Annotated in this window: 13 protein-coding genes; 2 read left to right on the top strand and 11 right to left on the bottom strand. The window is 56.1% G+C overall.

What is annotated here, in order from left to right:
• Positions 1-65 precede the first annotated feature (65 nt).
• The 5 genes from AVI_RS17815 to AVI_RS17795 all read right to left on the bottom strand — a co-directional run bounded on the left by AVI_RS17815 (position 66) and on the right by AVI_RS17795 (position 6,263).
• Positions 66-746, bottom strand: coding sequence for a hypothetical protein (locus AVI_RS17815; protein WP_041698766.1), 681 nt, complete (start codon positions 744-746; stop codon positions 66-68).
• A 298-nt stretch (positions 747-1,044) separates the two neighbouring features.
• The gene (locus AVI_RS17810; protein WP_012653525.1) at positions 1,045-1,848 is read right to left on the bottom strand and encodes a transglutaminase-like domain-containing protein; all 804 of its coding nucleotides are present in this window, start codon (positions 1,846-1,848) and stop codon (positions 1,045-1,047) included.
• 95 nt (positions 1,849-1,943) lie between these two features.
• Positions 1,944-2,837 carry a transglutaminase family protein gene (locus tag AVI_RS17805; protein WP_012653524.1) on the bottom strand — a complete coding sequence of 298 codons (894 nt, stop codon included), beginning with the start codon at positions 2,835-2,837 and terminating at the stop codon, positions 1,944-1,946.
• 266 nt (positions 2,838-3,103) lie between these two features.
• On the bottom strand, positions 3,104-4,642 hold the full coding sequence (locus AVI_RS17800) for a diguanylate cyclase (protein ID WP_012653523.1): 1,539 nt from the start codon (positions 4,640-4,642) through the stop codon (positions 3,104-3,106).
• Positions 4,643-5,066: 424 nt separating this feature from the next.
• On the bottom strand, positions 5,067-6,263 hold the full coding sequence (locus tag AVI_RS17795; RefSeq protein WP_012653522.1) for an aminotransferase class V-fold PLP-dependent enzyme: 1,197 nt from the start codon (positions 6,261-6,263) through the stop codon (positions 5,067-5,069).
• 99 nt (positions 6,264-6,362) lie between these two features.
• On the opposite strand from AVI_RS17795, the gene AVI_RS17790 reads away from it, so the two are divergent.
• Positions 6,363-7,187, top strand: coding sequence for an IclR family transcriptional regulator (locus AVI_RS17790; RefSeq protein ID WP_187152401.1), 825 nt, complete (start codon positions 6,363-6,365; stop codon positions 7,185-7,187).
• Positions 7,188-7,198: 11 nt separating this feature from the next.
• Here the strand turns inward: AVI_RS17790 and AVI_RS17785 are convergent, their stop codons facing one another.
• The 6 genes from AVI_RS17785 to AVI_RS17760 are packed head-to-tail and all read right to left on the bottom strand — an operon-like array spanning position 7,199 to position 13,677.
• Positions 7,199-7,690 carry a RidA family protein gene (locus AVI_RS17785; RefSeq protein ID WP_012653520.1) on the bottom strand — a complete coding sequence of 164 codons (492 nt, stop codon included), beginning with the start codon at positions 7,688-7,690 and terminating at the stop codon, positions 7,199-7,201.
• 39 nt (positions 7,691-7,729) lie between these two features.
• Positions 7,730-8,941 (bottom strand): amidohydrolase/deacetylase family metallohydrolase, encoded by a 1,212-nt coding sequence (locus AVI_RS17780; RefSeq protein ID WP_012653519.1) that lies wholly within the window; start codon positions 8,939-8,941, stop codon positions 7,730-7,732.
• Between the two features lie 2 nt (positions 8,942-8,943).
• The gene (locus AVI_RS17775; protein WP_012653518.1) at positions 8,944-9,825 is read right to left on the bottom strand and encodes an ABC transporter permease; all 882 of its coding nucleotides are present in this window, start codon (positions 9,823-9,825) and stop codon (positions 8,944-8,946) included.
• Positions 9,825-10,766 (bottom strand): ABC transporter permease, encoded by a 942-nt coding sequence (locus AVI_RS17770; protein ID WP_012653517.1) that lies wholly within the window; start codon positions 10,764-10,766, stop codon positions 9,825-9,827. The genes AVI_RS17775 and AVI_RS17770 overlap by 1 nt, the downstream gene beginning before the upstream one ends.
• Positions 10,767-10,790: 24 nt before the next feature.
• Positions 10,791-12,119, bottom strand: coding sequence for a GH1 family beta-glucosidase (locus tag AVI_RS17765; RefSeq protein ID WP_041698424.1), 1,329 nt, complete (start codon positions 12,117-12,119; stop codon positions 10,791-10,793).
• 34 nt (positions 12,120-12,153) lie between these two features.
• Positions 12,154-13,677 carry an ABC transporter substrate-binding protein gene (locus AVI_RS17760; RefSeq protein ID WP_417883887.1) on the bottom strand — a complete coding sequence of 508 codons (1,524 nt, stop codon included), beginning with the start codon at positions 13,675-13,677 and terminating at the stop codon, positions 12,154-12,156.
• A 378-nt stretch (positions 13,678-14,055) separates the two neighbouring features.
• Between AVI_RS17760 and AVI_RS29705 the strand changes: the two genes are divergently transcribed.
• On the top strand, positions 14,056-14,796 hold the full coding sequence (locus AVI_RS29705) for a GntR family transcriptional regulator (RefSeq protein ID WP_012653514.1): 741 nt from the start codon (positions 14,056-14,058) through the stop codon (positions 14,794-14,796).
• Positions 14,797-14,799 lie beyond the last annotated feature (3 nt).

Raw genomic sequence — 14,799 nt, 5'->3', positions numbered from 1 at the left:
CTTTCGCAAAGGTGAACGGAAGGGCTCGATGGTGTCGCGTACCGAAGGCAGAGGTCAGCTGTCGATCAGGGTGTCAGGGTCTTAGCTTCAAGGCCGATGGTAATGGCCAGAAGGAACGCCACGACTGTCGCGGCCAGGAAAGCCAGGGTGAAGGCGCCAATCGCCTTCAATCCTCCAATAGCCAAATCCCGCTTAAACCATCGAACCTCGGCTTGCGCGTACCAGAGTGTGGCAGCAGTCAGGGTCAGGAGACCGATCAGGACACCGTGTCCGTCGGGCATGAACATCAAGTCGAACGCCAGCCCGATGATGAATGCGAACGGCGCCGCGACATAACACTGGCTGAAAAAGGGAGGGCGTAGCGAGCTTCTGGTGATCCTTACCGACTTGCGCCGTAAAAGGGTGACTGCCATGCAAAGGGGATAGATCCCGAATAACACACCACGCGCAATGAGCAGGTTGGACACCGATCCCAGTTCCTTGGCGGCAACCGTGGTATCGTAACTGGACGGAAAGGCCGTCGACAGCCCTTGGGACAGAAGCAGCGTTATAAGCAGGAACAAGGGAGGGCTCAGGGTATCGTCGTATTGATCCTCCGGTCTGTCAGCAAGTTCGAGATCGGCGTATCGCATCATGCTGAGAGGTCTCGTCACCGAGCGCCACATGGTAAGAGGATAAAACAGCAGCCAGGACACCAACTCATAGAGCAATTCCTCAAGCGACTTGAGCAATTTCATGAAATCCAAGGCAGCCTCCCATTTCGCCGCGTTGCCCATTTCACCGCGCTGCATGTCCGATACTCTTTGCTTAACAGCGCCGAGCAATCCCGTCACGAGACGATTGCGAATTCTCAAAGAGGCAGCTTTTGATGGATGGCATCAGTGGTCAATCGATCCGGTTCTAAAGTCCACCGATTACAGAAAACCTCGCCGAAAACTGTAGGCATCAATGATCGGCCTGCGGCAAGCGTGACATGGCAGGGCGCTGAAGACGTCAAGGTAAGACACGAGATCAAACAGCTCGCCTGGCGTTCGATACCACAGTCTATAACTCGATGGTTGTCACGTCGAATTGCGTCAAGATGGCGGGGCCGAAGGCAGTTGAAAGCGCCACGTCCGTGGCATCCCGTCCGATGGCCATGAGGATGCGGCCTATCCGGGGCTTGTTGTGTCGGGCATCAACTGTATGCCAGCGACCGCCGAGATAGACTTCAAACCATGCACTGAAATCCATTGGGTTCGGATCATCAGGCACGCCGATATCCCCCAGATACCCGGTGCAATAACGCGCCGGAATATTCATGCAACGGCATAGGGTGATCGCAAGATGCGCAAAATCGCGGCAAACGCCCGTTTGATCGGTAAAACCTCCGAAAGCCGTGCGGAGAAGATCAGCCTTCTGATAGTTGAAGGTGATGTGATTGTGGACGAAATCCAGGATCGCCTTCACCCGCGGCCAACCCAAGGGGGTAAAAGAAAACGTCTTCCAGGCGAAATCTGAAAGGCGGTCCGTATCGCAATAACGGCTGCCGAGCAGAAAGACGAGCACGTCATCCGGAAGATCCTTGATGTCGTGCTGCCACGCATTCTCAGGCACCGGATCTGGAAGACCGCTATCGTAGATCTCGAATTCCGTAGAAATCGTCGTCACGCCCGGCGGTGCGACGATGCGGCTACAAGCATTGCCGAAGCCATCGAAATAACCCCAGGCCTCAATCGGCCGGTCAAAACTCAGGACCTGATCCTGCAGAAGATCGGTGCGACGGGATGGATGGATATTGAGCACCAGCAGCATAGCCGTCTCTTGCTGGCATTCGTAACCTATGCGAAATCCCGCGCGTATCTTCATGATGAATAGGCATCCTTTGATAAAAAAACTTCCGAAATGCGGGCTATGAATGTTCGTTCAAGCGGCAAAACGCTCAGGTGACCGAGCAGTTCCATCTATGCAGCAGTATCGCTCAGCTTATCGGTTGTAACGTTGACCTGGACGGACATCGTGTCGAAATCCGACGCGTCGCCGTCATAGCTTCCGGAAAGCGGCACGGCTTGTTTTGGGTCACGCGCCACACCGACACGGATAAGATCGCGGTTTCCGACAATCCCGTTGGTGGGATCGAATTCCACCCATCCGGCACCGGGAAGATAGACCTGGCACCAGGCATGGGTGGAGCCACCGCCAAGCTTGGTTGAGCCGTCGCGGTCGGGTACATAGATATAGCCCGTAACGAAACGGGCAGCGAGCCCGAGCGACCGGGCCGCTTCCATCATCAGCAGCGCAAAATCGCGGCACGTGCCACGGCGAAGCCGGAGCGTCTCAAGCGGCGTCTGCGTTCCATGCTCCAGGCGCCGGGCGTAGATGAAACTCTCGTGGATCGCATAACAAAGGGTCATCAACAGGCGACCAGTTTCGGTCGGCTGACCGATCCGCACGAACTGCCGTGTCCATCTGCCAACCTCATCGTCTGGATCCGCAAAATGCCGTTTGATTGTCCGTTCCAGGTCGACCACTTCCTCCGGGTCGTATGCGAAAGGGTAGTGGAGAGCTTCTGCATCGATCTGCAGATCCATTTCAACCTGCTGGGTATGGTCCAGGCGGATATTTGTCCCAAAGCAGAGTTCCCGCGCCTTGCCGGTAAACCCCACCAGCGCAACGCAATTGCCAAACACATCATGGATCCACCTGATGTAATCGGGCTTTGGATCAACATCCAGATGAGAACTCAGAAGTGTCTGGTCAAAACTATCCCGCGGCCGGAACATCAATCTGTGCTCACCGAATTCGACCGGTCTCTTATACCGATATGAGGTAATATGCCGGACAGAAAATATCGTCATTCAATCGCCAAACTGGAGTAGCGGTGGCACAGAATATCGTGGAAAGCAGCACGACTGCTGTAACACGCCCATCGCCTTATCCAGGCATTAGACTCCACTGACGGCTTTGCCGCAACGGATATTCCTGAAATTCGGAGTGTTTGCGCATCTTTGATGTGTGATGCAAACAGCAGGTGAGCGGCTGACCATCCCTTAAAATCACCTAGGTCGGGCAAGGCTTTGGCTATTGGCAAAAGCCCGGAACGTGATGTCACAGGAATAATTGATCAACGGCTGTCGGCGCGCTTGGCGACCGGAAGGAGATCAGGAGCTGTCTGGATACAGTCCCGCCCCGCCGCCTTGGCTGCATAAAGCGCCGCGTCAGCCTGTAGAAGGAGATCCGTCTTGCGCAGGCCCGGCATCGATTTCAGATTGGCGGCACCGACGCTCACTGTGACGATGCGCTTTTCGCTTCCAACATGCTCGATGGCCAGAGTACGCACGGCTGTACAAACAAGCCGAGCGACTGCCTCGGTTTCGGATATTGATGCGTTCGGCAACACGACGGTCAATTCCTCACCACCATATCGCGCCACAATGCTTCCCGCAAATGACCTGGACGTCGCATGAACCGTGTTGGCGACAAGCTGTAGACATTTATCCCCGGCGGGATGGCCATAGGTGTCGTTATAAGCCTTGAACCAATCGACATCGATAAGGAGAAGGCCAATATTGGCGCCCTCACCCTTGGCTCGATCAAAAGCTTGATCCATGGACGCTTCCAAACCACGGCGGTTCATCAAACCAGTCAATTCGTCCGTATCCGCCAAGGCCGACAAGCGATCGTTCAACTCGTGCAACCGTGCCTCACGTTGACAATGAAGAGTGATATCCGCGTAAACGATCATCGCCTCCCCCTCGCCCGTGACACGCGTTCTTGCCTCGATTGAACGCCCGTCGGCCAGTTGGATCAGGCGATCGCTGGGCCGGAACAGGCCTTCCACAACCCGATCGATGATAGGATCGACATCCGATTCCACGCGCGCTTCTTCGTTACGTTCAAAGGATGTCCGCAAGATTTCCCGGATGTTTTTCCCGGGCACCCTGACATCCGCCGTTTCCTTGAAGATATCGAGGTATCTTTGATTGGTGAAAACCAACACCCCATCGCGGTCGAAAAGTGCCAAGCCATCCGCCATTGTCGCGAGCGCATCGGCGAGACGGATCTGTGCCGCGGCCAAATCACTTTCAAGCCTTGTCCGCTTCATCTCCTGCGCCATGGCAACAGCGGACAACAGGGTGGCCCCAAACAAGACCACCATGAATGGACCGACCGTCACGACGATCAGGTTGCCCCAGACCTCAAAGGGACGCACGACAAAGAAGCCGGCTACGCCGCTGACTGCGACGAGCAGAGCAAGTGCTGCGATCTGCGGGAAAGTCGGGATCTTGCCACGAAGCAATCGGCTTGCGACGACACCGATGCATGCAGCCGCGATGATTTGCGGGATGCCAACCGTTATCCCCATACCTCCGATCATCAATCGCCTGATAATTCCCACGATAAGCGGTGGAAAGGCCGCAATGGGGCCGCCGAAGAAACCCGATATAGCGAGAAATGTATACCGGGTGTCCAGGAAAACACCGTCGGTGAAGCGAAACGGCAAGGCCATGGTCGCGAGCAACCCAACCGCCATAAGGCAGCCAAAAGCCAACGAAAAAGCGCGTGCTCCTTGCCCAGCGAGGTGTGGCCGGACGAATGTCCAGGTCGACGTTGTGATGGCAACAATTGCCAGATTCGCAAGGAGTTCAGACCAGGGATACATTCAGTGCTCGCACGGTGATGCGATATTTATATCGGACTACCCTAAACAAAGCGATAGCGTGAATGGTTAAGAAGCTCTCGACCAGGGATAGCGTTGGCGAGGGGTCCTGAAATCGAACGTTTTCTGGGTGACATCGTTACTGAGGACGGCGAAAATATCGACCTCAAGAAGGCTGTTTCCATCCTATCAAATTCAAATGGAAGTATGACCGGTAATTTTGCCGGTCATTAGAGTTTGTCCGGGAAAAGTGGAACCCGGTTTTCCCGAAACGACAAACGAAAACAAGAGAGCCTCGAGTCTGTCTGGTTCAACCTTAACCTGACAGACTCGAAAGAGTGATCGCATAAAACCCCTGAATGGTACAGTAATCCAATCCTCCGATGCCGCCTTCAGCAACTCACATTCGAACAAAGGATGGCGGTGATCAATCCGGCCAACGCAGCATGGAATCGAAGCGATGGCGGCCCCATTCTTCATGGGGTGTGTTGATCACTTCATTGGAGGCTCTCGCCTTGTCGAGTTCTTCCACCAGACGGTCACGCACGATGACCTCTTGGCCCGGATGAAGATTGCAAGGATCGAGATAGAAATAATGATGTTCTGCCTCATGGTCGCGAACGATGATCGGCGGATTGCCACGGGCCAGCGCGCCTGCCAGATCATAGGCGCTGATATGCGCTTCTTGCGGTGAGAGGATCACCCGCAGGCGATCCAGCGGATTGTGGGTTGGGTCTGGCTCAATCAGCGCCGTTACACCGGGGCGGCCATCGAGTGCGTCTTTCCACAGATGCAGATAGCCGATTTCAGTGGCGCGCACGCTCGCGTGGTCGCGCTTTTCCCAGGCTTCCAGCGCTGCCATGACGCCAAAGACGCTTTCCTTGCCGACTTTCATGCCACGGCCAATGCCCATGTTTTGCAAATAGGCATTGCGCACCAGTTCCTTGCGCCCGGCAACAATGCCCGATGTGGGGCCGCCGAGGAATTTATGGCCGGAATAGAGAGCAATATCCGCGCCCTGATCGAGGAAGGTCCGCAGGTCATATTCCGATGCGGCATCGACAATCACGGGCACGCCGCGCGCATGGGCGATCTCGACAAACTCTTTCAGGTGCAGAAGGCCGTAATGCACCACATGGTGAGAAACGACATAGACGGCAGCGGCGGTGTTTTCGGTAATGGCATTTTCCATATGGTAGCGATGCGCAGATGTTGCCTGCCCCACCAACACCACCTTGCCACCGCCCAGACGGATGGATTGATCCACCGGCGCACCGTAGCTAACGAGGTGGCCCATTTGCACGAGGACTTCATTCTTCGTCGTGCTGACATCCGGCAGTTTTTCAATGGCCAGCAGATCTGGCCCGGTAATGGTACCTGCCACGGCAAGGCTGATACCCGCCGAGCAAGACGCGGTGATAAAGCCTGCTTCAGCCCCGGTTAGCCGCGCAATAATGGCGCTGGCTTTGCGCTGAAGATCACTGATTTCCACAAATTGCGGCAGAATCGCTGTCATGGCGGCAATGGCCTCTGGCACCACAATGGATGCGCCGAGGCTGGTCATGGTGCCCGAAACATTGATCACCGGGCGAAGGCCGAGCTGGGTGCGAATATCGTTGGTCATAAGCTTTTCCACTTGTTGTGGGCAAAGGCCCGTCATTTCTACAATCGACAGCTATGCCGTTATAATGTAATAGCCGATCATTCAGGTAAGGATCGCATGATGGATAGCAAGGCACGCAGGGTATCGGTTGCCGCAGACAGCCAGCCCGTTGAGGCCACGGCAGAGCGGCGCTCGCGCGTCAGCGGCATGGATCGCGCCTTGCAGGTGCTGGATCATCTGTATGAAACGGGCGCGCCCGTTGGCCCTTACGCCATTGCCAAGGCGGTTGGTGCACCGCTGTCCACCATTTACACCATCATTGATGATCTGGTGGAGAAGAACATGCTGACCCGCAGTGGTGATGGCGCGATTTGGCTCGGCCCACGGCTCTACCATTACGGCCTTGCCTATTCCCGTTCGCTGGATTTCATCGGCATTGCCACGCAGGAAATGCATGATCTGTGCCGCGAAGCGGGCGAGACCGTGCAAGTGTGCGGGCGCGACAATGACCATATGCTGGTGCTGGCCATGGCCGAGGGGCCAAGCCATTTTCAGGTCGCCTCGCGGGTTGGCACCCGCGTGCCGCTGAACTGGACGGCGTCCGGCCGCCTTCTCGTTGGACATTTGCCGGAAAAGGAGCGCATGGACTTGTTTGCCCACTGCGCCCGCTCGTCGCCAACCGGGCGTGCAGAGGTGGATGCGCGGACCCTGTCGGATGCGGCAGCAAGGGCCTTTCAGCAGCGCCTGTCGATTCAGGCTGGCGAATCCGATTATGCGGTGGCCTGTATTGCCTCGCCTATTTGTGATCGGGATGGTGTGTGTGTTGCCACCATCTCCATCGTCTTGCCGGAGCAAAAGGCGTTTTCTGACGGCAATCCCTATGTGGGCCATGTGAAGGCCTCGGCGGAGCGCATTGAAAAGCGCATGGGCTGGCGCGGTCACTGAGAGAGTTTTTCTCATTCGTGCAACGCCACAATCACTTCGATTTCCACGGTGATATTTCCGGGAAGCGAACCAAAACCAACCGCTGAGCGGGCGTGCTGACCCGCCTGGCCAAACACCTCCATGAACAGGTCTGAACAGCCATTGATCACCTGCGGATGATCGCGAAAATCCGGCGTTGCATTGACCATGCCGAGCATTTTGACAATTTTGCGCACGCGGGCGAGATCGCCCAAGGCATCATGCATCACGGCAATCAGGTTGATGCCAGTGAGGCGGGCGTGGCGATAGGCATCTTGCGGCGTCACATCATCGCCGACCTTGCCGGAATAGAGAAAGCCATCGGCCTCACGCGGTCCCTGACCGGATAAAAACAGCAGATTGCCCTCGCGCACATGGGTGACGAAATTGGCGATTGGCGGTGGGGATGGCGGCAGCGCAATGCCCAGAGCGGCAAGCCGCTCATAGGGTGTTGGCAATCCGGCATCGGTGGAGGGTGAAGTCATGCTCACGCAGTTTCCAGTTCTAGAATTTTTGAATGCATTTCAGCGCCACGAGTACCCATGGCTGTGGCGCACCAGCTTGCGGGCGCGAGGGATGTAGCGGCTGGCGGCAATGGCCTCGCGGCCAATCACGGCATGGCGCGGCTCAAACAGCTGGGTCAGGCGGGCAACATCGCCGTTGGAATCCGTGGCTTCGAGATCGGAATCGACCAGATCGAAAATGGTGAAATCGGCCCGCGCTCCCGGCACCAGCCGATCCTGTATCGACAGGCGGATAACGGAGGCTGGTGCATGGGTCACGGCCTCCACCACCTTCTCAAACGGCATGCCCACGGAGAGCAGTTTGGACATGGTGGTGGCCAGATCCCAGACCGGAAAATTCATCGAATGGCCATGCAGATCGGTGGAGATCGAAAAGGGCAAAAGCCCCCGTTTGATGGCCGCTTCTGCCACTTTGAACGAGAAGGAGGCACCGCCATGGCCGATATCCAGCCGGATTCCTTCGCCAGCGCAGCGCTCGGCGAGGTTATAAAGGTCTTCGTCTTCCATGATGCTGGACCCGGCCTTGCCGTTGAAGCAGTGGGTCACGACATCGCCGGGGCCGAGGATTTCCAGCACTTCGTCATAGAGCGCTGGCGGTTCGCCAACATGCACCATCATCGGAATTTTCAGGATTTTGGCGATTTTCTTGCCGAGTTTGACCGGGGTTACGCCCCATGATCCGGTGATGACGTGGCTGGCCCGCACTTTCAGGCCCACGATATGCTCGCTGTTGTCCGCGTAGCATTCCAGAATGCGGTCGAGATCGATATCCTTGATGTCGCGCAGTTCCGGCACGCGGTTGCAGGCCACCAGACCAATGGAGCCAAGGTTCAAAAATGCCTTGATCCGCTCCCGCGATGGCTCAATGATATACTCGCGAAAACCGTGGAAATTGGCCTCTCCGGCGGAGCCTGCATCGACCAGCGTGGTCACGCCGCGTTCGGCCCCGCATTCCGATGGGCGAATGGAAATATCCGTGCCGCCATGCCAGATATGCACATGCAGATCGACCCAGCCGGGCGAAATCCAGGCCCCTTTGCCATCAATGACTTCGGCCTCTTCTGTCAGGGCGATGTTTTGTCCGACCTTGATGATCTTGCCATCCGCGCCAATCAAAATATCGATGGCCTGCGGCGGTGTTGCCTCGCCAAAGGCCAGAGGGCGGAGGTTTTTCAAAAGCAATGGTGTCTGGGCTTGGTGCGGAGACAGCATGGTCAAATATCCTTTTGCAGTCTTGGGTCGAGCATGTCACGCAAACCGTCTCCGACGATCTGAAGCGACATCACAGAGAGAATGATGGCAAAGCCGGGAAACAGCGTCATCCAATCGGCCTGATCGACATATTGCCGACCAGCCGCAATCATGGTGCCCCAGGTGGGAATTTCCGGGCTGACGCCAACGCCCAGAAACGACAGGCCCGCTTCGGCCAGCATGGCGCTGGCGAACAAAAACGTAGCCTGCACCAGAATGGGCGACATCAGATTGCGCAGCACATGCCGCACCATGATGTGTGTGGTGGAAATACCAAGCGCACGGGCCGCTTCGATATAGGGTAGCTCGCGGATCACCAGCGTTGAGGCTCGCACAATGCGGGCCAATCGGGGCGCATAAACCACTGAAAGCGCGATGATCACGGTGGTGAGCGATGGCCCAAGGGCCGCTACCAATGCGATGGCCAGAAGAATATCGGGAAAGGCCATCATCGCGTCGATCAACCGGGCAATCGGCGTATCCAGCCGATGAAAAAAGCCTGCGAGAAGTCCAAGCGTGACGCCAATCAGCGATGACAGCGCCACGACTGAGGCGCCAACCAGCAAAGACAGCCGTCCCGCATAAATCGTGCGCGAAAACACATCGCGTCCAAACTCATCCGTGCCAAACCAATAGGTTCCGCTCGGCGGTTTTATCCGGTTCATGATCGAAAGTTTGTAGGGCGAATAAGGGGCAATCCACGGTGCCAACACCGCCAGCAGCACGAAGATGGTGAGAATGCACAGGCCAATCGCCACCGTCTTGCGGCGCAAAAGGCGGCGCAGAAAGCGCAGGGTTTCTGATTGCGGCGGGGGCGTGATCTCTAAGGATATGGGTTGGGTCATCAGTAACGCACCCTCGGATCAATCAGCAGATAGAGCATATCGATGGCGAAATTCACCAGCACATAGAGACCGGCAATCACCAGCAAGGCCCCTTGAATAACCGGATAATCCCGGCGCAAAACAGCAGAGACCACGAGGCTGCCAATGCCGGGCAGGCCAAACACTGTCTCGGTGACAACGGCTCCCGAAATCAGCACCGCTGCCGTCAGCCCCACCACGGTGAGGATCGGGATCAAAGCATTCTTCAGCGCATGGCGCAGCACCACATGCCGCTCTTGCAGGCCTTTGGCGCGGGCGGTGCGCACAAAATCATCGCCCAGCACATCCAGCATAGAGGCGCGGGTAAAGCGCAGGATCAGGGATGATGAGACCAGACCCAGCGCGATGGCGGGCAAAGCCAGATGGTACATCCGTTCCAGAAAACTTGTTCCCGGTCCGCCATAACCGGAGACGGGAAACAGTTGCAGCTTGACGGCAAAGAACTGCATGAGGATCAAGCCAAGCCAGAAGCTGGGAATGCTGGCCGCCAGCATGGCAATGGCCGTCACCGCTTGATCGAGCCATGAGCCGCGCCGATAGGCGGCATAAATACCAATGGGAAGCGCCAGCAGGCAGGCAATCAGCAGTGCAAATAGCGTGAGGAAAAAGGTTGGCTCGGCCCGTTGCAACAGGGCAGCACCCACCGGCATATCGAGAAAGATCGAACGGCCCAGATCACCCGTCAACAAGGCCCCGATATAAAATACGTATTGCGAGATCAGCGATTGATCCAGCCCCAGCTTGGAGCGCAGATCGGCAACATCTTGCGCTGACGCATCCGGCCCCAGCATGACGGCTGCGGGATCACCGGGGGTGACGCGCACGATGATGAACACAATGGTCACCACCAGAAACATCACCACAATCATGCCAAGCAGGCGCTTGACGATATAGCTGATCATGATCTGCCCTCTCGTCGCTTGGATTTATAGGGCATTGGCGGCAATCACACCGCTGAGCCAATGATAGGACTGTTTGGGAATGCGTTGCAGGGTGGGATAATCGACGTAAACCAAGCCGAACCGCTTGGAATAGCCACGGCCCCATTCGAAATTATCCATCAGCGACCAGGCGAAATAGCCTCTGATGTCATGGCCCTCATCCAGCGCATCCAACAGCGCATTCAGATAGCCATTGAAATAGGCGATGCGGTCGTTGTCGATCACCTTCCGGTCTGGGCCAAGCGCATCCGGGTAGGAGGCGCCGTTTTCGGTGATGTAAATGGTTGGCTTGCCATAGCGGGCGCTGGTATCGCGGATCTGTTCCAGAAAGGCTGCCGGATCAACCACCCAATTGACATCGGTGAGTGGTCCCATGCCTGTCGGGGGTGCGGTTTCCGATACGCCAAAAGTGGTGTTTTCATTCGGGCCAACAAACACCGGATTGTAATGATTGAGGCCGAAGAAATCCATTTTTTGCGAGATGGCCTCCATGTCCCCCGGTTGAATGAAGGGCTGCATGGCATCCGCAATCGGCTCCGGGTAGGTGCCGAGCCAGAGCGGATCAACCGTGACCCTGCGCCAGAGGCAATCGCCGAGAATCCGTGCTTCTTCGTGGGCGGCATCGTCATAATGTGGGCGCACGGGGCCAAGGGAGACGATGTTGCCCACCTCGGCTTGTGGTGCTTCTGCCCGCACCGCAGACACGGTGTAACCATGGGCGAGATTAAGCGTATGAATGGCCTGAAGGCTGGAAGGATAATCCTGCTTGCCGGGCGCGTGACGCCCGACATTATAGGCCACCCACGGAATCACATTTGGCTCATTGATCGGCGCAAAGCGTTTGACCCGATCACCAAAATGCCTGGTGATAACGGCGGCGTAATCGGCGAAAATCTTGGCCGTATCACGATTGCGCCAGCCGCCGTTGTCTTCAACGGCGACGGGCATGTCCCAATGATGCAGGCAAATCCACGGCTCAATCCCCTCATGCAAGGCCAGATCGATCACCCGGTCGTAGAAATCCAATCCCCGTTGATTCACCTGCCCGCTGCCGCTTGGGAAAATGCGTGGCCATGCGGTGGAAAGCCGATAGGCCTTCACCCCAAGCCCGCGCATCAGCGCGATGTCTTCCGGGTAGCGGTGGTAGTGGTCACAGGCGATATCGGCCGTATCGCCATTGGTGGTGCGGCCCGGTGTGTGGCTGTAAACATCCCACACGCTGGGTCCGCGCCCATCGGCATGGACAGCACCTTCCGTTTGAAAGGCAGAGGCCGCCACGCCCCAGAGAAAATCAGGAGGAAAAGATCTCGACATGATATGTTTCTTCACTTTGAAGGTAAGAACCAGCTTACTTTTTGGAGCTGACATTCCAGAAGTAAGGCCATGGCGATGGATGAAAGCCCTCAAGCGTCTTGGCCTTGGCCGAGAGCGCATTGAAATCACCCACCTTGAACACAGGCGCATCCTCATAGAAGGTCTTCTGAATCTCCGTGAAAAGCTTCTGGCGCTTGGCGGGATCAGATTCTGCAATGAATGGCTCAATCGCCTTGGTCTTTTCTGGCGTTGACCACCAACCGGGATAACTGTCCGACATCCAGCCGTTCAGCACAGGCTCTGGCGGGAAGGGGCCGTGGGTGATGAAAATATCCCAAAGGGCCGGATCAGCACGGCGCGTTGTCAGGGTTGCCCAGTCATAGATTTGCAGATCAACCTTGAAGCCAGCGGCTTTCAGATATTCCGCTGCCACCTGCGCCATTTTGTAATGAAACTCATACTGTCGGCTGGTGAGAATGCGCACCGGCTTGCCGTCATAGCCCGCCTCTTTCATCAACTTGGCGGCGGCTTCAGGGTCGCCACTGCCGTAACGGGCAATGCCTTCCTTAGTGTGCCAGGCATAGCCTTCAGGATAAAGTGCTCCATCAACGGCAAAGAATTCCGGGTTGCCAAAGGCGGCCAGCAGCATGTCCTGCGGGTTCAATGCCACCTGCACGGCATGACGCAAGGTCTTGCTGGTCATGATGCCCTGTTTGGTGTTCATCACAAACACTGGCGCACCGTAGGGTTTCAGCACCACGGGATCAGAGGCTTTTGAGCCTTTCAGGCGGTCATAGCTCTCGGGTGCGAGAGAATCCGTGTAGTCAAACTGACCGGAGACAGCGCCCTCAAGCCGCGTGTTGGCATCCGGCACGGGAATAAAGCGGATTTCATCCAGAATGGCTTTGCGCGCACCGCCAAAGCCGTTTGCGGCATCGGTTCTGGGTGTATAACCATCAAACCGCACCAGCTGAATATATTGGTCTGGCTTGCGCTCTTTCAGCATATAGGGGCCGGTGCCGATGAATTTCGTCAAAGTATCGGCAATGGTGGATTTTGGAATAATCACGGCTGCGGAATTGTTGAACGCCAGCAGCGACAACAGCGGCGCATAGGGCTTTTTCAGCGTGATGCGAATGGCATTGTCGCCCTCAGCTGTTACCTTGTCGATATAGGCCACAACCTGTTTGCCGCGTGATGCGGTTGCAAGCCAACGCTCAATCGAGGCCACCACGTCAGCGGATGTCATCACCGAGCCATCATGAAACTTCACGCCCGAGCGCAAGGTGATGTCGTAGGTTTTGCCCTCATCGGTAATCGTGGGCATGGCCTCAGCCAACAGCGGAATGACATTCCATTTGTCGTCGAACGTAAACAAGGTCTCGAAAATATGCTGTGTGGTCATACCGACCAGATCAGCAGTTGACGCCATCGGGTCCAGTGTTGGCGGCTCACCGATGGTTGCGACGTTGATGACCCCGCCCTTGTCCTGCGCGAGACCATGCCCCGGCAGAAGTGCGAGCCCTGGTAAAAGTGCAAATGCCAGCTTTGCCAGCAATCCCAATTTAGATTTCATGACGTTCCCCATTTATTATTCTATAATTACGCAATACAGATCATAATTAAAGACTATCGGAACATCGCAGTCTGTCAATGCCTGTTAGCAGTGATGCACGAACTCAAAACAAAAAGCCGCATTGCCCCAACGGACCGAGCAAACCGGCAAAAAGGCGGAACCGGTCTAGCGAGGAGCTTCAGCGTGTTTGGCTGAGTGTCGTTTCGGTCAGAAACGTGCGGTCAACCAAATTCGTGACAAACAAAAAGATGTCTGAATCAGAAAAACCAATGAAGGCCTCCGGATTGTGCGTGCTTTTAGCTCTGTATATACAGAACCTCGAAAAATATATTTTCACCGAAATAAGATAGAAGTGTTGCGATGACAGTACGATCCCGCACCCTCGAAACCTATGAGGTTCTGCGCCACGACTTGCTCAACGGCCGCTTTATCCCTGGGTCGAAGCTCAAGATCGATACTTTGTGCCGGCAACTTGGCGTCAGCCCAGGGGCGGTGCGAGAGGCTTTGGCGCGTCTGACATCAGATGGTCTGGTTGTCGCAGAGGCTCAGCGCGGATTTCATGTTACCCCGATCTCGATCGAAGATTTACAGGATTTGACCGAGGTACGGATAGAAATCGAACTTCGCTGCCTTCGCCGATCGATAGCCAAGGGGTCTTTGGCCTGGGAAGGTCATATCAAAGACATCAGCCATCAACTGCACCATACCTCGATGTCTGATCCTGATGGCAGCAATACCGTTAGTCCTGCCTGGACTGAACTTCATGCGGCATTCCATGATGCCTTGGTTCTCGCATGCGATAGTCGCTGGTGGCTGAAGCTTCGCGACTCCATGTTCTGGCAGGTCGAGCGATATAGACGCATGGCGGTCCCATTCATGAAAGAGCCCCGTCACGTTGACATTGAGCATGCTGAAATCGCTGAAGCCGTCCTGGCGCGCGACACAGAACTCGCATGTTCCCGGCTTGAAGCGCATCTCCGCAAGACGAGTGATCTCCTTTTGCGTCTAGACGGCCCCTTTGAAGGCCTCTTTTCAAAACCGGGAAGCAACGTCAGTCATTCACTTTCACAAGCCGGATCGCCAGTTCCCACATCAACGTAAACC

It is taken from the genome of Allorhizobium ampelinum S4 (assembly GCF_000016285.1).
Lineage (GTDB): Bacteria > Pseudomonadota > Alphaproteobacteria > Rhizobiales > Rhizobiaceae > Allorhizobium > Allorhizobium ampelinum.
Note: the sequence above shows the minus strand (reverse complement) of the source record. Positions and strands in the feature narration are given on the sequence as shown.